Source organism: Streptomyces sp. ISL-99 (assembly GCF_018614005.1).
Classification (GTDB): Bacteria; Actinomycetota; Actinomycetes; order Streptomycetales; family Streptomycetaceae; genus Streptomyces; species Streptomyces flavidovirens.
In genome coordinates this window covers 67,236-85,005 of the sequence record NZ_JAGGPC010000025.1, presented here as the reverse complement: position 1 = coordinate 85,005, position 17,770 = coordinate 67,236, and the positions used below count along the sequence as shown (strand labels likewise).

General features: G+C 70.7%; 15 protein-coding genes. 2 read left to right on the top strand and 13 right to left on the bottom strand.

What is annotated here, in order from left to right:
* Positions 1-90: 90 nt before the first annotated feature.
* The 5 genes from J7E91_RS15985 to J7E91_RS15965 all read right to left on the bottom strand — a co-directional run bounded on the left by J7E91_RS15985 (position 91) and on the right by J7E91_RS15965 (position 7,526).
* Positions 91-867, bottom strand: a complete 777-nt coding sequence (locus tag J7E91_RS15985; RefSeq protein ID WP_214904289.1) for a thioesterase II family protein — start codon at positions 865-867, stop codon at positions 91-93.
* Between the two features lie 150 nt (positions 868-1,017).
* Complete coding sequence (locus J7E91_RS15980) at positions 1,018-3,975, bottom strand: BTAD domain-containing putative transcriptional regulator (RefSeq protein ID WP_308376618.1); 2,958 nt, start codon at positions 3,973-3,975, stop codon at positions 1,018-1,020.
* Between the two features lie 467 nt (positions 3,976-4,442).
* The gene (locus J7E91_RS15975; protein WP_214904287.1) at positions 4,443-5,144 is read right to left on the bottom strand and encodes a class I SAM-dependent methyltransferase; all 702 of its coding nucleotides are present in this window, start codon (positions 5,142-5,144) and stop codon (positions 4,443-4,445) included.
* A 53-nt stretch (positions 5,145-5,197) separates the two neighbouring features.
* Positions 5,198-6,532, bottom strand: a complete 1,335-nt coding sequence (locus J7E91_RS15970) for an acyltransferase (protein WP_214904285.1) — start codon at positions 6,530-6,532, stop codon at positions 5,198-5,200.
* On the bottom strand, positions 6,525-7,526 hold the full coding sequence (locus tag J7E91_RS15965; protein WP_308376615.1) for an alpha/beta hydrolase: 1,002 nt from the start codon (positions 7,524-7,526) through the stop codon (positions 6,525-6,527). Before J7E91_RS15965 ends, J7E91_RS15970 begins: the two co-directional genes overlap by 8 nt.
* A 312-nt stretch (positions 7,527-7,838) precedes the next feature.
* Here J7E91_RS15965 and J7E91_RS15960 point away from each other — a divergent pair, with 312 nt between their 5' ends.
* Positions 7,839-8,183 (top strand): hypothetical protein, encoded by a 345-nt coding sequence (locus J7E91_RS15960; protein WP_214904283.1) that lies wholly within the window; start codon positions 7,839-7,841, stop codon positions 8,181-8,183.
* A 70-nt stretch (positions 8,184-8,253) separates the two neighbouring features.
* Entirely contained in the window at positions 8,254-8,622 is a 369-nt protein-coding gene (locus tag J7E91_RS15955; protein WP_214904281.1) for a hypothetical protein, read from the top strand.
* A 61-nt stretch (positions 8,623-8,683) separates the two neighbouring features.
* Here J7E91_RS15955 and J7E91_RS15950 read toward each other — a convergent pair whose 3' ends face one another.
* The 8 genes from J7E91_RS15950 to J7E91_RS15915 form a co-directional block, all read right to left on the bottom strand.
* Entirely contained in the window at positions 8,684-9,499 is an 816-nt protein-coding gene (locus J7E91_RS15950) for an ABC transporter permease (RefSeq protein WP_308376613.1), read from the bottom strand.
* A complete protein-coding gene (locus J7E91_RS15945) occupies positions 9,496-10,479 on the bottom strand; it encodes an ATP-binding cassette domain-containing protein (protein WP_214904279.1) in 984 nt (327 codons plus the stop codon). Before J7E91_RS15945 ends, J7E91_RS15950 begins: the two co-directional genes overlap by 4 nt.
* Positions 10,480-10,558: 79 nt before the next feature.
* Positions 10,559-11,545 carry a clavaminate synthase family protein gene (locus J7E91_RS15940; RefSeq protein WP_214904277.1) on the bottom strand — a complete coding sequence of 329 codons (987 nt, stop codon included), beginning with the start codon at positions 11,543-11,545 and terminating at the stop codon, positions 10,559-10,561.
* An 82-nt stretch (positions 11,546-11,627) separates the two neighbouring features.
* Positions 11,628-11,846, bottom strand: coding sequence for an MbtH family protein (locus J7E91_RS15935; protein WP_214904274.1), 219 nt, complete (start codon positions 11,844-11,846; stop codon positions 11,628-11,630).
* 55 nt (positions 11,847-11,901) lie between these two features.
* Positions 11,902-12,894, bottom strand: coding sequence for a 2,3-diaminopropionate biosynthesis protein SbnA (gene sbnA / locus J7E91_RS15930; RefSeq protein ID WP_214904271.1), 993 nt, complete (start codon positions 12,892-12,894; stop codon positions 11,902-11,904).
* A gap of 39 nt (positions 12,895-12,933) precedes the next feature.
* Positions 12,934-13,968: a 2,3-diaminopropionate biosynthesis protein SbnB gene (sbnB, locus tag J7E91_RS15925; RefSeq protein WP_214904262.1), complete on the bottom strand. Its 1,035-nt coding sequence runs from the start codon at positions 13,966-13,968 to the stop codon at positions 12,934-12,936.
* 33 nt (positions 13,969-14,001) lie between these two features.
* On the bottom strand, positions 14,002-15,024 hold the full coding sequence (locus tag J7E91_RS15920; protein WP_214904259.1) for a TauD/TfdA family dioxygenase: 1,023 nt from the start codon (positions 15,022-15,024) through the stop codon (positions 14,002-14,004).
* Positions 15,025-15,144: 120 nt separating this feature from the next.
* On the bottom strand, positions 15,145-17,700 hold the full coding sequence (locus J7E91_RS15915) for an amino acid adenylation domain-containing protein (protein WP_308376611.1): 2,556 nt from the start codon (positions 17,698-17,700) through the stop codon (positions 15,145-15,147).
* Positions 17,701-17,770 lie beyond the last annotated feature (70 nt).

Here is a 17,770-nt window from a genome sequence, read left to right as displayed (position 1 = left end):
GCCTGACGCCGGAAGGATGTTGAAGGGGGGCGGCCTATCGGCTGCCCCCCTTCGGCGTTGGGTTTTCGATGGCGTGCCGGAGGACCGCTGTCAGATTCCGGCGGTCAGCTCGCCGATTTCGGTGACCACGCGCGCGGCCTGCGGCAGGAGGTAGAAGTGGTCGCCCGGCAGCACGTTCAGCGTGAAGTCGCCACGGGTCGCGGTGGACCAGGCCCGCATGTCCTCCTCCGTGACATGCGGGTCGTCCTCCCCGAGGTAGCCAGTCACCGGGGCGGTCAGCGGGACGGGGGTGCGCGCGGTGTACGCGTCCGTCAGCCGGTAGTCCGAGCGGATGGCGGGCAGCAGCACGTCTCGCATCTCGGGGTGCTCCAGCACGGCCGACACGTCGCCGCCCAGAGACCGCAGATGGGCCAGCAGCTGTGCGTCGCTCCAGCCGGAGATGCCGCGGGGGCGCAGCCGGGGCGCGGCGGCCCGGCAGGAGACGATCAGCCGCGCCACCACCGGGCCGAAGCGGGCCTCCAGGCGCAGGGCGACCTCGTGCGCGACCGAGGCGCCCATGCTGTGCCCGAAGAGCACCAGGGGACGGTCCAGGCTGGGCGCCAGCGCCTCGGCTATGCGGTCGGCGAGTTCGGCCATGGTGTCGATACAGGGCTCGAGGATGCGGTCCTCGCGGCCCGGGTAGCGCACCGCGCCGGCCTCGACATCCGGGGCGAGCCACTCGGGCCAGCCGCGGTAGAAGCTGGCGGCGCCGCCGGCGTGTGGAAAGCACACCAACCGCAGCCGGGGGGCGGCAACCCGCTGTATGGGGCGCAGCCACACTCGCCGCGACTCGCGCTGGTGCGTGGCCAGTTGAAGTGTTCCGGTCATGCTCGTTCCTCCGGGGTGACGGTCTTCGCCGGGTAGTGTGCGGCGCGGGTGCAGGGGTGGAATCCGCGTCCGTTCACATGCGGCCCAGATGACCCGGCGCCACCAGGTCGCGCGGCAGGCGCACGGATCGATCCGCGCGACGCCGGTGGCTCAACCGAGGAGTCCGGCCCGGGTGGCGGCATTCCCCGTGAAGGACCGCAGCGAGTCGTCCATCCTGCCGGACAGCAGCGCCAGTTCCTCGGCCACCTCCTGCTCACCCGGTGCCAGCCCGCTCTGGTGGAAGGCCCGGCGGGCCACGGCGAGGTAGTGGCCGGCCCACAGCACCCGGTGCAGCATGCGGCAGCACCTGCCCAGCAGGAGATTCGTCCTGGCAAACAGCACGAGGTCACCGACCTGTTCCGCGATCGCCAGGGCTTGGAGCAGCCAGGAGGAAGCATCCTCGACCAGCCCGGCGGCGATGCAGGTCTCCCCCATTCCGAGCAGGGCGTACGCCTCACCGCGGGCGTTGTCCTTGCCCCGGACCTGTTCCAGCAGCCGGCGATAGGTGTCTTCGGCCTCTTGGACACGGCCCTGGCGCAGATAGGCGGTGCCCAGCTTGTGCAGGGCCTGGGCCGCGTCGCGGGTCCCGTCGGTGTGGGCGGCCAGTTGGACGGCCCTGAACGACAGGTTCAGCGCGGCCGCCGTATTCTGCCGGTCGAGCTCGATCTGCGACATCTGGTTCAGGGCGCGCGTCTCGGAAGACAGGTCGTTGACCTTCTGGAAGACCTCACGGGCCTGTTCGGCGCGGCCCATCGCGGCGGTCAGGTCGCCCCCGATCCGGTCGAGCGCAGCCATGCCGCACTGGGTCAGCGCCCGGCCGTAGGTCTCGCCGATGTCGGTGAAGATCCGGAACGCGGTCCTGAGCAGGTCCTTGGCGCGGTCGTGGCGATGCTGGCGCATCTCCACCGAGGCCAGCTCGAAGGTCATGGCCGCCTCGCCGCGGCGGTTCCCGGACCGCCGCACGGCCACCAGCGCGCTCTCGGTGACCACCCGCCAGTCGTCGTAGGCGTTGCGGGTCTCGAAGAGCACCGCGGTGGACATCGCCAGCTCCCAGGCGAGTTCGTCCGCCCCGAGCCTGGAGAGCTGCCGGACCACGGCGACGACCGAGGACCGCTCGGCGTCGAACCAGGCCAGCGGGGACGCCAGCAGGGTTTCGGCCAGGCCCGGTTCGAGGGTGCGGCGCGGAGTGGTGCCGCGCAGCACGGCGAAGTCGCCGCCGTATTGGCGGCAATGCGCCTCGTCAGCGAGGGTGAGCCAGCCGCGCCAGGCCCGCTCGCAGGCCGCCCGCCGCTCGTCCGGCGGCTCCTCCGCCTGCGCCCGTTCCCGCGCGTACAGCTTCAGCAGGGTGTGGAAGCGGTAGCGGACGGCGCCGGCGTCGTCGACACCGACCACGATCAGCAGGTTCACATCGACCAGCTGCTCGATGATCTTCTCGGCCTCGGCGGTGGGCAGGTCGAGCAGGGCGCCGCCGACCCAGGCGGCGAAGTCCGGCACGTCCAGCAGGGACAGCCTGCGGAACATCCGGGCGAGGTCCGCGGGCAGGGCGCGGTAGCCGGCGGCGAAGACCGAGCGCATCTCCAGGCCGCCCGCGGAGAGCTCGTCCAGCCGCTGCGGCTCCTCGGCGAGGCGGTCGACCAAGTGGCGGACGGACCAGTGCGGCTTGGCAGCCAGGCGGGTGGCGGCGATCCGCAGCGCCAGCGGCAATCCGTCGCACAGGGCGCACAGGGCGTCGACGGCCGTGAGGTCGGCGGCGCCGCGCCCCTTGCCCGCGATCCTGCCGACCAGTGCGGATGCCTCCCGGGCGGGCATCAGGCCAACGGCGATATGGACCATGCCGTGGACCGCCGTCATGTGCTCCTGCTGCTCCCTGCTGGTCACCACGACACAGCTGCGGCCGCTTCCGGGCAGCAGCGACTGGACCTGGTCGAGGGTGCGGACATCGTCCAGCAGCACCAGGACGCGGCGTTCGGCGAGCAGGCTGCGGTGGAGCGAGATCCGTTCCCAAGAGTCGTCGGGGATCTGCTCGCCGGGCACGCCCAGGGCCCGCAGAAGGCGCCCGAGCAGGGTGTGGACGGTGGCCGGGCCATGCTCCCGCTCGTGCTCGGAGACGTCCACGTGGAGCTGGCCGTCGGGGAAGCGGTCGGCGACGCGGTGCGCCCAGTGCACCACGAGGCTGGTCTTGCCGACGCCGGCCATGCCGGTGACGAAGCCGGAGCGCGGCACCGCCCCGAGGGGGTCGTCGAGCAGCAAGGCGTCCAGCTGCCGCAGCTCCGCCTCTCGGCCGGTGAAGGCGGGCACGTCCGGCGGGAGCTCGGCCGGTACGGTCCGGGCGGCCGGTGCCGCCGCCGGACGCCCGGCCTCCTCCGGGCGGTCCGGTCCTGGCTCGTCGCGGAGGATGGCACGGTGCAGCTGCTGGATCGACAGGCTCGGCTCCAGGCCCAGCTCCTCGACGAGCTCGTGCCGCCAGGCGCGGAAGCCCTCGGCCGCCTCGACCCGCCGCCCGGAGCGGAACTGGGCCAGCATCAGGTTGTGCCGGAATTGCTCGTGCTGGGGGTAGTCGGTCACCGCGGCGGACAGCACGGGGATGAGTTCTTGGTGACGTCCCAGTTCAAGTTCGACGCCGGTCCACACTTCGTACGCCGCCAACCGCTTGGCCTCCAGGCGCGTCGCCGCGTCCTGGGTAAGCCGCCCGCCCACACCGATCAACGGGCGGCCGCTCCACAGGTCCAGGGCCTGCTTGTAGAGCCGACTGGCCTCTTCCAGGGAGCCCTTGCGGGCGCTGTCACCCGCCTCGGCCACCAGCTTCTCGAACTCGCGCACGTCGACGGAGCTGTACTCGGTGTGCAAGCGGTATCCGGGGTGGGCGGTCTCGATCACCGGGGCCTGGCGCCCGGCGGCCCTGAACGCCTTGCGCAAGGCGCCCACGCAGATGGCCACTTGGGTGCGTGCCGACGCCGGTGGCTCATCGCCCCAGACCGCATCGATCAGCGAGTCAACGGAGACCACTCGCCCCCAGGCCAGGACCAGTGCGGCGACGATGACGCGCTGCCGGGGCCCGCCGATGGCCACAGTCTCGTCACCGACTCTCGCCGACAGTGGCCCAAGCAAGGTAAATGCAATCCAGTCAGTGTTTGACCGCTCGCCCCCCACGACATTCCCCCCGTCACCCTGCCGCACCGAACGTACGGCCGAATCACCCTAGAGGAAAATCAGCATCAAGATCACGTTAATGGCCGAAATCTTGCGCTAAGTTCGCACTTAAACGGGAAAATAGGGACACGTATCCCACAGGCGCGCGGGAGCCGTGAGGGCTCGGACCGCTACGTTTCACTTCCCGTGGCCGGGATGGGACGGCCCGTAGTGCGCGGCACATCTGTCTCAATCCGATGAGTTGTGATGGCTCCTTGAGGTTGCCCTCGGACGACGTTGTCCGTATCGGCGCGGACCATCTCGGCCCTGTGATGTAGGCGCCCCGCCCCGCGCCGCACGGGCGGCGCGGGGCGCGGGGGATGGGCGCCCAGGAGGGTGGACTGGGGTTACAGGCTGGACAGATCGAAGAAAATCATGGGGTTGTCGCGGCTGTCGCGCACCGGCTCGTCCAGCCCGAGGTCCTTCTTTATCGCGGCTATCTCCGCGTACTCCGCCGGGGACTTGGCCGGGGACGGTGTGAAGAATTTCACGTTGTTGTCGGCCAGCCACTTGATGATGACGGAGCCCTCACTGAACGGCTTGGGGCGGCGCCCGTGGAAGACATCGTGGACGCTGGTGGGTGTGCCGCCGGGAACTGCAGGGAAGAGGTTCTCTATGTACCAACGGGCAAAGCGCGCCCCATGGTCGGCGTCGATGAAGAGATATTCGACACCCTGGGGAATGCGGTCGAGGTTCTCGCGGACATCGCCCTTGGTGAAGGTCCACCGGTCGGCCAGTTCGCGCGGCACATTGCGCACCACATGGTCCACGATGTCGAACGAGTACAGGTGCCCGGTGCCGTTGTCGCGCAGCGCGCTGAGCTGCCAGATGGTGGACCAGCCGTAGAACGTGCCGATCTCCACCACCTTCGCGGGCCGCAGCTCCCGCAGCCGCATGTAGGTGATCTCCGCCTCCACGTCGTCCAGCTGGGCCTTCATGGCCTTGCCGCGCTCCTGGAGAAGGCTGCGCTGGGCGTCCTTGACCTTCCTCAAGTCAGCCTCGTACTTGGTGTAAAGGGTACGCAGCGAGTCGACAGATATTGCTTCCATTGCTCCTCCAAGGAATACCGGAAGGGCCTGTTCCAGCCGCTTCCGCAACGTTCTCAGGCGGGCCGGCCCGACGGCTCGCGAGTGGTACGGCCGCGCCCGGGCCGGGACTTGTTCTCCGCCTCACGGAAAACGATGCAGAGCGCCACGAGCACGATCGTGAATACCGGCACCCAGCCGCAGCGGGCCAGCGCCCACAACGGGTGATCGGGGTTGGTGTGCAATCCGGACAACGGCCGCCCGATTCCCAGGGTCGTCACCGTCACCGTGAGCATGGCCGTCTGGTGCCATAGAAAGATCGTGATCGCCGAAAGGTTTATCACGGCCACTGCCGCCCAGGCGAATTGGCCCGGCCGGGCCCGCTTTCCACTCCCCTGCGGAACACTTGCCGACATGTGCGACGACCGGCCCACCAAGCGCCGCAGAGGACCGCACAGCAGCAGCGCGGCACCGCACTGGGCAAGACCGAAGGTGACGGCGGCGAGGGTGACCGGGCTGAGATTGGAGATCTGCGAACCGGGGACGCCGACCATGCTCGCGGGGTAGCCGCACCACAGGATCAGCCCTGCCGTACTCACGACACCTGCGGCCAGCAGCGCGGCGGCGCACCGGCGCCGGACGAACCCGCCCGCGGCCCAGGCCGCCCCCAGGCCGAAAGGTACCAACCAACCCGCAAGCACATTGAACTGACGGACCGTATCAACCCAGCCGCCGTCACCGAACACCATCCGGGCGCCGTCCGTCGCGGCGACATAGCCGCCGCCCAGGACCGCCGCCAGCACGCCCGCCCGGCGCACCAACGGCGTGAGGACCATCAGCAGGGCGAAGACCAGCAGGAACCACAGGGGGGAGAGCACGAGGTTGAGCAGCGTGTAGACCGTCTCGTGGGCGATGCCGGCCATGGCCATGCCGGCCAGCACGAGAAGCCACATACCGAGCAATGCGCCCACCGGCCCGGCCAGTCGGCGCAGCCGCTGCCGCAGCCAGGCGCCGTAGCCGACACCGCGCGCCAGCGCGGAGCCGTAGCCCTGGGCCGCGACCCGGCCGCCGACGAAGAAGAAGATCGCCAGTGGCTGGAGCACCCACGACAGGGGGGCCAGCCCGGGCATATGGGCCAGTGGGCTGTCGCCCAGCAGGTGGCCGTCCGCGCGCAGCGCCACCGCGCTGACCAGCCAGTGGCCCAACACCACACCGGTGATCGCCAGGGCCCGGAGGACGTCGATGGCCCGGTCCCGCCCGGCCGGGGTGGCCGCATCGATCCGCAGAACCGTCGCGTGCAGCCGGTCGAGGGCCGTACGGGTAGGGGGCGTGCTAGAGGGGGCGTCGGCCGGCTTGATGTCGGTGGCCGGCTGCGGCGACCGTACCTCGGCGCGGATCTGGAGCTCAGTCATGGGACACCGCCTCTCCATGGCCGAGGCCGATCAGCGCGAGGTTGTGCAGGGCGAGGCCGCCGGGCTTGAAGTAGTCGCTGTGCCCGCCCCGTCCCGCGTCGAAGGTGCGGGCCCCGAACTCACGGCTGAGCGGATCCGTGCCGAATCCGATCGTGGCGCCGGGGACGCTCACGCTGGCGTGCGGCACACCAGCGATCCAGTCGTCCGCGCCCCGGCCCACCCACAGCGGCACCCGCACGGCGAGGTCGGAGGCGGACCGAAGGCCCATGCCGGGGCTGCCGACGACGGCGATCCCGGCGAGGTTGTCCAGCGGGGCGGCCGTGCTCGCAGGGTTCTCGACGGCGCTGCCGCAGACCGCCGAGCCGTAGGAGTGGCAGATCAGGGTGACCGGCGCGGCAGGGTTGGCTTGCTTCAACTGAGCCACAAAAACGCGCAGTTGCGCGCCGCCCGCCTGGGCGCGGGCGGTGGTGACCACATCCCGGCTGAGGGTACGCGGGGCGTGGTAGCCCAACCATGCCACCACCGCGACCTTTGTGTCCGGGGAGAGCCGCCGCATCTCCGCGTGCACCGCGCGGGCCCCGCCGGCCAGCGCGGCATAGCGGGTGCCGAGCTCGTCGAAGGTGTCGATGGTGGTGTCCGAGCCGGGTACCACCACGGCCACGCGGTCCGCGTGCGCCAGATCGCCCAGCACCTCCACGGCCAGGCCGTCGTCGCGCGGGTCGAAGGACAGAAACTGCCGTCCGGGCTCGGCGAGTTCGGCCAGATGGTCCGCCCTGGCGGTGTCGCCCATGCGGCGCGCGGCGCGCTCGGACTTCTCGATGAAGTCGTCATTGGCGCCGTACCGCTCGGCCAAGGTGTCCGCCTGGACGCCCGGCAGCCGTGGCGCGGCGGGCATACCGCTGGCCGCTGAACCAGAGGTCCCGGCAACGGAGAAGACCATCGCGCCGGCCGCGGCTGCGACCGCGAACGCACGGCGCAAACGGGATGCTCGCACGAGACCCGCCTTCCTGCTCAGTTCGATGACAGGTAAGACGGTATTTTTCGCGGCCTCCTGGCGCGTCACCCTCAGGAGCTCACTACAGAGGTAGCTCTCAGGTATTACGGGCCCTGCACCTAGGGGCTCGGCGGGCGGCAGCGGCATATCCGCGAACGGGGCCCTCTTCCTTGGGCTTTCTCTCAACTACCGTACATAAAGGGCCACGTGGCCGGAAAGCGCGAAATAAAGGAGGAATAACCACCCCGGCTACGGTCGCGAACGGCCTCGGATTCCCGAGCGTCCGCCCGAAGGATCAGCCGAAGGAGACCCATGCGCAAGATGCGCCACCACGCCTCTGTCCTCGCCGCCCTGTCCGCGGCCGCACTGCTCGCCGGCACCGGCGCCGCCCAGGCGGCCACCGGCGTCATCGATGTCCACGGGCACCAGGGCGAGGGGAACATCACCAACCCGAAGGACGGCCAGTGCTACAACGTCTCCGACGGGTACAACGGCGGCCGGCTCCTGGTCACCAACAAGACCGACCGCAAGGTCAAGGTCTTCGTCGGCACCGACTGCCAGGGCACGGTGGCCGCCGTGGTTGAGCCGGGCAAGACGTACCGGGCCAGCGAGAGCTGGGGCCCGCTCTTCTACATCCGCAGCGTCCAGGCCGTCTGAGCCGGCACTTCCTCTTTCCGCGCACTCACGTTCAACGTAGCCACGTTCAGATGTGCGTTAAGGGAGAACCATGCGCAATCTGCGCCCCCGCGTCCCCGTCCTTGCGGCAGTGCCGACGGCCGTGCTGCTCGCCACGACCGGTTCCGCCCAGGCCGCCACGGGGGCCGTCGAGTTCTGGGGCAAGGGCGAGAACATCACGAACCCGGTCGACGGCAAGTGCTACACCACGCAGAACGTCAACAGCATCGGGCAGCGCGATGTCGTCAACAACACCAACCGCAGGCTGAAGGTATTCATCACCGGTCGCCTGCCAGGCGGGCAAGGAGACGAAGGTGCTGGAGCCCGGACAGAGCTACCACGCCAGCGACACCTGGTGGCCGGTCGTCGCCATCCGGGGCGTACAGACCGTCTGAGCCGAGCGGCCGGACTACGGCAATGAGCCGGTAAGCAGGACACCAAATCCCGCCCACCGGCCACCGCAATGCGTCGTGGCGTCAGTTTCAGTTGCGCGTACGGAACTTCCACACGCTCAGCGGCGTGAACACCGCGATGAATCCGACGCTCCACACCACGGCCATCAACGCCGAGTGGGCGACCGGGCCGCCGACCATCAGGTTGCGGGCGGCGTCCACGACCATGGTCATCGGGTTGTTCTCGACGAAGACCCGCAGCCAGGACGGCATGGTGTCCGGCGCGACGAAGATGGAACTGCCGAACTGCAGCGGCACCATCGCCAGGGTGCTCACGCTCTGCACCGTCTCCATCCCCCGCGCGGCCAGGCCGATGAACGCCTGCAGCAGGCACAGCGCGACCCCGTACAGCAGCAGGATGCCGATCGCCGCGACGGTGGCGGCGACGGAGGTGTGCACCCTGAAGCCGATGAGGAACCCGAAGGCCAGAACCATCAGCAGACTGGCCAGGACGCGGACCGAGTCGGCGAGGATACGGCCGATGAGCACCGCCGAGCGGGCCACCGGCATCGACCGGTAGCGGTCCATCACCCCGCTGGTGAAGTCCATGTTCAAGGCGATGCCCGAGGTCCGGCAGGTGGTGGTGATGGTCAGCGCCATGATGCCGGGCATCAGGTACTGCCGGTACTGCGCGCTGTCCCCGGCTATCGCGCCGCCGAAGGCGTAGATGAAGACCAGCGACAGCGTCACCGGCATCAGGGTGGCGTCGATGATCTGCCCCGGGCTGGCCATCGCCTTGCGCAGATTGCGGCGGGTGAGCGCCAGCGAATGGCGCACCAGCGGGCGCACTCCCCGCCCCAGGGAGATCCGTGTCGCGGCGCCCTCCGCCATGGTCTGTGAACTCACACCACGCTCCTCGCCGGCAGTGCTTCGGACTGCGCCCGCGGGGCCCGGTCGGCCCCGGTCAGCGTCAGGAATACCTCGTCCAGGCTGGGAATGTGCACATCCAGCCCGGCGAGCGGGATGTCGCTCTGCCCCACCGCCCGGACGACATCGGTCAGCTGGGCGCCGTCGCCGGACAGCGGCAGCCGGATCTGCCCGGTCTCCTCGTCGGCCGCGGCAGTGGTGTGCCCCCGGTTCTCCAGGGCCCGCCGCAGCGCGGCCGCGTCCATTGGCTGCTCGGGCCGGATGCGCAGCACCTGGCCGCCCAGGCGCGAGCGCAACTCCGCTGTCTTGCCACGGGCGATGACCTGGCCGCGGTCGATGACAACCAGGGAGTCGGCCAGCGCCTCGGCCTCCTCCATGTACTGGGTGGTGAGCAGCACGGTGGTGCCCAGGTCGGCCAGCCGCCGCACCTCGGCCCACAGGGCGTTGCGGCTGTGCGGGTCGAGTCCGGTGGTCGGCTCGTCCAGGCACAGCACACGGGGGTCCCCGACCAAGCTGGCAGCCAGGTCGAGGCGGCGGCGCATACCGCCGGAGTAGCCGCCGACGGGCCGCGCGCCGGCCTCAGTGAGGCCGAAGCGTTCCAGCATCTCGTCGGCCCGCGTCCTGGCCTTGCGTCGGGGGAGGTTGAACAGCCGGCAGATGACGTAGAGGTTCTCCCAGCCGGAGATGTCCTCGTCCACCGAGGCATACTGGCCGGTGAGCCCGATCAGCGCGCGGACCTCGCGGGCCTGGCGCACCACGTCGTAGCCGCACACCAGGGCCCGCCCGCGGTCCGGCTTGATCAGGGTGGAGACCATTTTGACCGTGGTGGTCTTGCCCGCGCCGTTGGGGCCGAGCAGGCCGAGCACATGGCCGGCGGGCACCTCAAGGCTCACACCCCTGACCACCGGGTTGCCGCCGTAGCTCTTGGCCAGATCCTCGATAAGGATGGCAGGAGTCATGAGGTCCTGATTCTTTCCGTAGTGGTTCTGTCCGCCGCCCCGGCGGCGCCGGGGCGGCGGGCGGCGCCGGGGCGGCTGCTCAGTCGAGGACGTAGCCGTCCTGCGTCCGCAGGCCGCGGGAGCGACGCAGGTCGTTGAGGACGAAGGTGCGCTGCAGCCAGCGGTCCTTGCCGTCGTAGCGCGGAACGAAGGCCGAACGGCCGTGCGTGGTAACGCGGTTGTCGACGATCGCCAGGTCGCCGGGGGCGAGCACGGTGCTCAGGGAGGCCCTGTCGAAGGCGTCCTGGAGCTCGGCCATCGCCTGGGCCGCTGGGCGGGTGAGTGGCTCGGTGGCCGCGAAGTCGATGCGCAGGTCGGGGTCCTCGGGCGCGCCGCTCAGGATCGGCTGCGCCTCGGTGTCCCCGCCACCCGAGCCGCCGAAGGACGGCGGCCGGGCGGTGCGGAACTCCGCGCTGCGCAGGACCTCTTGGGTCTGTTCGCTCAGCAGCGGCAGTGCCGCGCGGATGCTCGCGGTGCGCAGCCCGGCGACCCTCTCGTGGTCGGCGCGCAGGCACAGCAGCATGACGTAGTCGGGGCGGTGCGGGTGGAAGGCGTTCTCGGTGTGGAAGGTCAGCAGGACTGAGCCCGCGTTGCCCTGGAAGTCCTCCTTGCCGGGGACCGGGACCACGTCCTGGACCAGCGCGCCGGTCTTCTCCGGGCGGAACGCGGCGGGGTCGCCAAGGCCGCAGGCGATCATCGTCAGGACCGCCGCGGAGACACTGGCATCCCGCTGCACCGAGTCCGCGGTGGACGGGGTGTCGGGCAGGGCCGCGCCGTCCACGGGCAGGCCGCGGATCAGCAGAACACCGCTGCGGCCGGAGTCTCTGCGGAACTCGCCGAGCGGGGTGCGCAGTCCGGAGGGCAGCTCGTTCCACTCCTTGCGGGCGGCGGCGACCCACTCGTGGCTGTCCACCTTGCCGTCGGCGGCCCGGCGCAGCCGCCGGGCGACCACGTCGGTCTGCGTGGCGTCGTCGCCCACTATCGTCACGACCGTCGCCTGCGCGCCGGTCTCCAGTACCACAGTCATCGAGGCTTCACCTTCTGGTGGAACGTGTATGTGTACGGGGCCCTGACATCTGCCGTCGCGGGCCGGCGGCGGTGCCGCGCGGTCAGCCGGCGTTCTCCATGGCGCGGACCAGGCTCAGCGGGCGCATGTCGGTCCACTGCTCGGAGATGAAGGCGAGGGTCTCCTCGCGGCCGCCCTCTTCACGGGCGATGCGCCAGCCCGCCGGCACTTCGGCGAAGGCGGGCCACAGGGAGTACTGGCCCTCGTCGTTGATCAGGGCGAGGTAGCGGGCGTCGTTGTCCTCGAACGGGTTGGTGCTCATTGTCGTGCGCCTCTTTCTGGGTTATTTCGGTGCATCGCTGTCGCGGGGCGGCCGGCTACGACACCGAGGTCAGCGGGATGGGCGCGGCGTCGGCGTCGAGTACGTCGGGGCCGTAGACGCCCTGCGCCCAGTTGGTGAGGTAGACGGTGTCGAGGTAGCGCTCGCCCAGGTCGGGGGCGATCGCCACGGCATCGAGCCGCTCGCTGCCCGTGTGTTCGGCCAGCCAGCGGGCGGCGCCGCTGACGACCGTTCCGGTGGAGCCGCCGAACAGGAAGCCGCGGGCGGCGAGCCGGTGGCACATGCGGATGGTGTCGGGCTCGGGCACCATCACCACGTGGTCGACGAAGGACTCGTCCAGCAGCGGTGGGCGCACTCCGGTGCCCAGGCCCGGGATCATGCGGGGTGCCGGAGGGTGTCCGAAGGCGACCGAGCCGACGCTGTCCACGGCCACGACGCGGACGCCGGGTCGGTGCTCCTTGAACCAGCGGGCGCAGCCCATCAGCGTCCCGGTGGTGCCCGCGCCGACGAACAGGATGTCCAGGTCGGGGTGGGCGCGGGCGACGGCAGGCGCGGTGTGGCGGTGGTGCGCCTTCCAGTTGGCGTCGTTGACGTACTGGTTGAGCCAGACGTACCGCTCGTCCTCCTCGCACAGCGCGCGGACGTGTGCGATGCGCGCGGCCAGGAAACCGCCCTCGCGCGCCGGTTCGGTGATGGTGTGCACCACGCCGCCGAACGCCTCCATCAGGCGCTTGGAGGCGAGGTTGCACCGCGAGTCGGTGACGCACACGAAGCCGTAACCCTTGCTGGCTGCGATGATGCTCAGCGCGACGCCCAGATTCCCGGAGGAGGACTCCACCAGGATCGATCCTGGGGTGAGCTCCCCCGACTCTTCCGCGGCCTCCACCATGGCGATGGCGGCCTTCTGCTTGACGGATCCGGTGAAGTTGAAACCTTCGCACTTCAGGTGCACCGGGATGCCGAGCACCGCGTCGAGGTCGACGTACAGGTCTTCCTCGTTGAACTCCTGGGGGGCCGAAATGATCGGCACAAAACCTCCCTGCCTTGCCGGGCGTTGATGCGGGCGGCGTCAGCCGTAACGGCGCATCTCGTGGAAGAAGTCGTCGACGACGTGCAACTGTCCCGAGTCGCGGACGGCGTCGTAGACGTGCTTGCCGACCGCGAGGTCGAGGACGCCCAGACCGAAAGGAGAGAAGAACACCGGGCGGTCGGCGGCCGGGCTCAGCTTCCCGGTCAGCACGTCGTAGAGCGTGCCGTGGACGAAGTCCCGGTTGCCCTCCTGCTGTTCGGCCAGGTGAAGGGAGGTGTTGGCCTTCAGGCAGTGCTCGACGTCGTCGACGATGTTGGTGCCGGTCAGCACGACCTCGGGCGCCAGGTCGCGCAACGAGACGTGCAGCACCAGGGGGTTGTGGGCGAACAGGCCGGGATCGGTGACATGCGGGGTGCCGGCGACGGTGGCGAAGACGATCAGGTCTGAGGAACGGATCAGGTCCTCGGGGGTGTCATGGACGGTGACACTGCCGGTCTCGCCGGACTGGGCAAGGTACTCGGTGAAGCCGGCCGCGTGCGAGGCGGACAGGTCGTGCACGCCGACCTCGTCGAAGGTCCAGCCGGTGTCGCGCAACAGGCTGTGGATGAAGCGGGCGATGAGGCCGACGCCGAAGAAGCCGACCCGGGCCGGGCGGGTGCGGGAGGCGCTGAGGCGGTCGGCGGCCAGCGTGGCGGAGGCGGCGGTGCGCACCGCGCTGATGATGGAACTCTCCAGGCAGGCGAACGGGTAGCCGGTCTCGTGGTCGTTGAGGATGAGGACGGCGGAGGCCCGGGGGATGCCGGCGCCCACGTTCTCCGGGAAGCTGGAGATCCACTTCAGTCCGTCGGTGCCGACCTGGCCGCCGATGGAGGCGGGCAGCGCGATGATGCGCGAGGAGGGCTTGTCGGGGAAGCGGAGGAAGTACGAGGGCGGGTTGACCGTGTCGCCCTCGCCGTGCAGGCAGTAGGCGGCCTCGATCAGGTCCACCACCTCCTTGCCGCGGCCGTCGAGAACCTGGCTGACCTGTGCTCCGGGGATCACCGCAAAGGAGGGCGCCGAGTGTTGCTGGGACATGAAGAGCTCCGTAGAGACGTGGGGGGTGGGCGGTCAGGCGGCTGCGGGGCGGGCCGGTACGTCGGTGCGTACGTGGCCGGTGAGGCGCACCGGGTCGCCGAAGAGCGCCACGATCTCGCGGTCGCCCTGGTATGCCTCGCGGCTGTGCGCCGTCCGCAGGTTGTCGACGACCAGAAGGTCGCCGGCCTGCCAGGGTTCGCGCGAAGTGGCTGCTGTGTAGGCGGCGTTGAGGGTCTCGATGACTTCTTCGGGGATGGCCTCGCCATCGCCGAAGCGGGTGTTGAAGGGCAGCGCGTCCGGGCCGTAGAAGGAGGTCAGGTACTCCCGGACGGCCGGGTCCAGGGTCAGCCCGTTGAGGAACGCGATCTGGTTGAACCACAGGCGCTCGCCGGTGACCGGGTGGGCGACCACCGCGGCCCGCCGCTGGCGGGTGCGCAGCACGCCGTCCGCGAGCCACTCGTGCTCGATGGCGTGGTCGGCGCAGTACGCGGCCACCTCGGCGCGGTCCTCGGTGCCAAAGGCTTCGGTCCAGCTGACGCCCACCTCGCGGTAGTCGCGGTCCAGCAGCCAGCCCTCGCGCGCGAAGCGCTCGACGAGGTCGGCGGGCAGGGTGCGCAGCAGCGTCCGGGCGTCGGCGACCGCGGTGGCGCCGCCGGAGGAGGGCGCGGTCAGGCAGCCGAAGAGGGCGATGGAGGGCACCTCGGCGGCGTAGCTCAACTCGTGGTGCATGCACATTGGTTCGTCGGCCGGCCACTGGGAGGCGGAGTAGACACCGTCGCTGTGGTCAGTGCGACTGGTGAAGGCCTCACGCTCGGCCGTCGGGGTCACACCGAGCCACCGCGCGGCCCGCGCCAGGTCCTTGGGGGCCCTCAGGCCGAGGCCGCGCACGAGCAGCGCACCGTGCCGGGTGACCAGGCCCCTCACCGCCTGGCCGGGCAGCGTCTCGAAGTCCGCTCCGGGGACCTCCAGCAGGGGGGTGCGCCCTGCGTCGAGCGTCGGTTCGCGGCCGTCGGGGAGTGCCGCGCCGGTCGTGGTGCCATCGGTCGTGGCCGTCATCGGGTTGCCTTTCTGGGCGGTCTGACGGCGTACGGGCAGGGGTGGGCCGTACGCCGCCAGGAGGTGGTGGGTCCAGCCGCCGGGGCCGGTCCGGGAGGGCGGGGCGAGCGCCTGGGGGTGTCAGGCCGCTCCGGTGTTCCCAGCGGCCCGCTCGTCCAGCAAGGCGGCGAGGTCGGCAAGGACCGGCCGGCTCATCAGCTCCGCGGGGGTCACCGTGCGGTCCAGGGCGACCGCCAGCCGCAGCATGGCCAGCGAGGTTCCACCGGCTTCGAAGAAGTGGGTGTTGCGGCCGATGGCGTCGGCAGAGAGCTTGAGCGCGCCCGCCCACAGCTCGGCCAGCTTGCGCTCGCTGTACGTGCGGGGCGCCCGGAACTCGCCGTCAGCTGCGCCGAGTTCGCCGGCCATGCGGGTCAGCGCCTTGCGGTCGATCTTGCCGTTGGGGGTGAGCGGCAGGGCGGGGAGGTAGTGGATGCGGGCGGGGACCATGTACTCGGGCAGGGCGGCGCCCAGCTCCTTGCCGACGGTCTGTGCGGGCAGCTCCTGGGCGGCGGAGTAGAAGGCCGCCAGCTGCTTGCTCTCACCCTCGCCGGTGATGACGACGGCGCTGTCGCGCACCCCGGAGACCCGCAGCAGCTGGTTCTCCACCTCGCCGATCTCGATGCGGAAGCCACTGATCTTCACCTGGGTGTCGCGGCGGCCCAGGAACTCCAGCCGCCCGTCCGGCAGCCAGCGGCCGAAGTCGCCGGAGCGGTACATCCGGACGCCGGGGTGGTGCGGGTCGGGGACGAACGCGGCGCGGGTGCGCTCCTCGTCGTTGACATAGCCGCGGCCCACACAGACGCCGGAGAAGACGATCTCGCCGGGCGAGCCGAGCGGCACCGGACGCAGCAGTTCGTCGACCACGTAGATCCGCACGTTGGCGATCGGGTGGCCCAGCGGCACCGACGCCTGCTCGGGCACACCGCGCATGACTTCGTGGTTGGTGTCGTCGGAGGTCTCGGTCAGGCCGTAGGCGTTGGCCAGCGCGACGTCGGGGAATGTGGCGAACCAGCGCGCCACCAGATCCTTCTTGAGGGCCTCGCCGGTCGCCGAGACACAGCGTAGGTGGGGCAGTTCGCGGGGGTGGCGCTCCAGTTCGGTCAGCACCACCTCCAGGTAGGAGGGGACGACCTGGACGACCTCGACGCGGGCGCTCTCCAGCGTCTCGACGAAGCGCGCCACGTCCAGGACGGCGGCCTGCTCGATGATGCGGGTGCGGCCGCCGACGGCGAGGGCGGCGACCAGCTGCCACAGCGAGATGTCGAAGCACTGCGGAGCGGTCTGCGCCACTACCCCGCCCTCGCGGATCCCGAAGTCCTCGATCTTGGCGAGAAGGTGGTTGAGGAAGCCGGCGTGCTCGCACAGGGCGCCCTTGGGCCTGCCGGTGGAGCCGGAGGTGAAGTAGATGTACGCGGCCTGGGAGGCGGCGACGGGCAGCTCGGGGTCGGTGTCGGGGTGGTCCGCGGCGAGCACGTCGTCGAGGTGATGCGCGAGGGTGCCGGGGGCGGCCCGCAGCGCCTCGGGCAGCCCGGCGCAGGCGCCCCGTTCGACGAGTAGGTGGCGGCACTCGCTGCGGGTGAGCATGTCGGCGATCCGGTCGGCGGGGAAGTGCGGCTCCACCGGGAGGTAGACGCCGCCCGCCTTCAGGACGCCGAGCACGGCCGCGAGCCACTCCAGGTTGCGCTCGCTGACGACGGCGACGGCGTTCTCGTCGCACAGGCCCCGGGCGCGCAGGGCGTGGGCGATGCGGTTGGCGCGGGCGTTGAGCTCGCGGTAGGTCCAGGAGCGTTCGCCCTGTTCGGCGGCGATGTCCTGCGGACGCAGCCGGACCTGTTCCTCGAAGAGCTGGTGGACCCGGTGGTCGGGCAGGTCGCGCTGCGGGCCGGCCAGTCCGTTGACCTGGTGGGCGGTCTCCGCCTCGGAGACCGGGCTCCACTCGTGGTGATCGGCCTCGGGGTGACGGGCCAGGGTCTCCAGGGCAGCCAGCAGATAGCCGGAGATCCGCCCGGCCTGGTCGGCGTCGAGCGCGCGGGGACGGTGGCCGAGGACGAGTTCCGGCTGCTGACCGGTCGTGTCCAGGCCCACGGCGAGAACGGTCTCGGGGGCCAGGTCGTCCGCGCGCGGGGCGCGGCCCGCGACCACGAGCGTGTCGAAGAGGGCTTCGGTGCGGCCGGTCCCGGCGCGCAGTTCCGTCAGGTCCGCGCCCGATCGGCCGGTCACCTCGGCGGCGGCGCGGGCGGCGGTGTTCAGCAGCGCCCGCCACGGGCCGTCGGCCACCGGCACCTGGCAGGGCTGCGCCTGCGCCATGGAACCGTCGGCGCTCACGTAACCGACCACGACGGCGGAGTCGGAGGTCAGGGCCGCCAGCACCCGTGCGCAGGCCGCCAAGAGCACGGTGTCCGGGGTGGTGGCGAGGCCGTCCTCCAGCCGCCGCATCGCCTGAGCGGTCGCGGCCGGTATGGGCATCCGGTGTTCCTCGACGGCGCCCGGCTCGGTGTGCTCGCCGGACCACCTGGGTACGGGCGTGTACCCACCCTCGGCGGGCACTCGCTGCCAGAACTCCCGGTCCGTCACCGGGTCGGCAGTCGTGTGTCGCTGTGCGGGCTGGCTGCGCTGCCCGTCCTGCCGAACCTTCACTCGCCTTACCTTCCATCGCGAACGCCCGGACCGGGCGTTCTTCAGCACCTGTGCAATGGCCGGTAACGAC

Bases quoted from the DNA above. Each gene is read 5' to 3' on its own strand.
- J7E91_RS15985 (WP_214904289.1), bottom strand. From the start codon at position 867: ATGACCGGAACACTTCAACTGGCCACGCACCAGCGCGAGTCGCGGCGA.
- J7E91_RS15975 (WP_214904287.1), bottom strand. From the start codon at position 5,144: ATGGAAGCAATATCTGTCGACTCGCTGCGTACCCTTTACACCAAGTAC.
- J7E91_RS15970 (WP_214904285.1), bottom strand. From the start codon at position 6,532: ATGACTGAGCTCCAGATCCGCGCCGAGGTACGGTCGCCGCAGCCGGCC.
- J7E91_RS15960 (WP_214904283.1), top strand. From the start codon at position 7,839: ATGCGCAAGATGCGCCACCACGCCTCTGTCCTCGCCGCCCTGTCCGCG.
- J7E91_RS15955 (WP_214904281.1), top strand. From the start codon at position 8,254: ATGCGCAATCTGCGCCCCCGCGTCCCCGTCCTTGCGGCAGTGCCGACG.
- J7E91_RS15945 (WP_214904279.1), bottom strand. From the start codon at position 10,479: ATGACTCCTGCCATCCTTATCGAGGATCTGGCCAAGAGCTACGGCGGC.
- J7E91_RS15940 (WP_214904277.1), bottom strand. From the start codon at position 11,545: ATGACTGTGGTACTGGAGACCGGCGCGCAGGCGACGGTCGTGACGATA.
- J7E91_RS15935 (WP_214904274.1), bottom strand. From the start codon at position 11,846: ATGAGCACCAACCCGTTCGAGGACAACGACGCCCGCTACCTCGCCCTG.
- sbnB (WP_214904262.1), bottom strand. From the start codon at position 13,968: ATGTCCCAGCAACACTCGGCGCCCTCCTTTGCGGTGATCCCCGGAGCA.
- J7E91_RS15920 (WP_214904259.1), bottom strand. From the start codon at position 15,024: ATGACGGCCACGACCGATGGCACCACGACCGGCGCGGCACTCCCCGAC.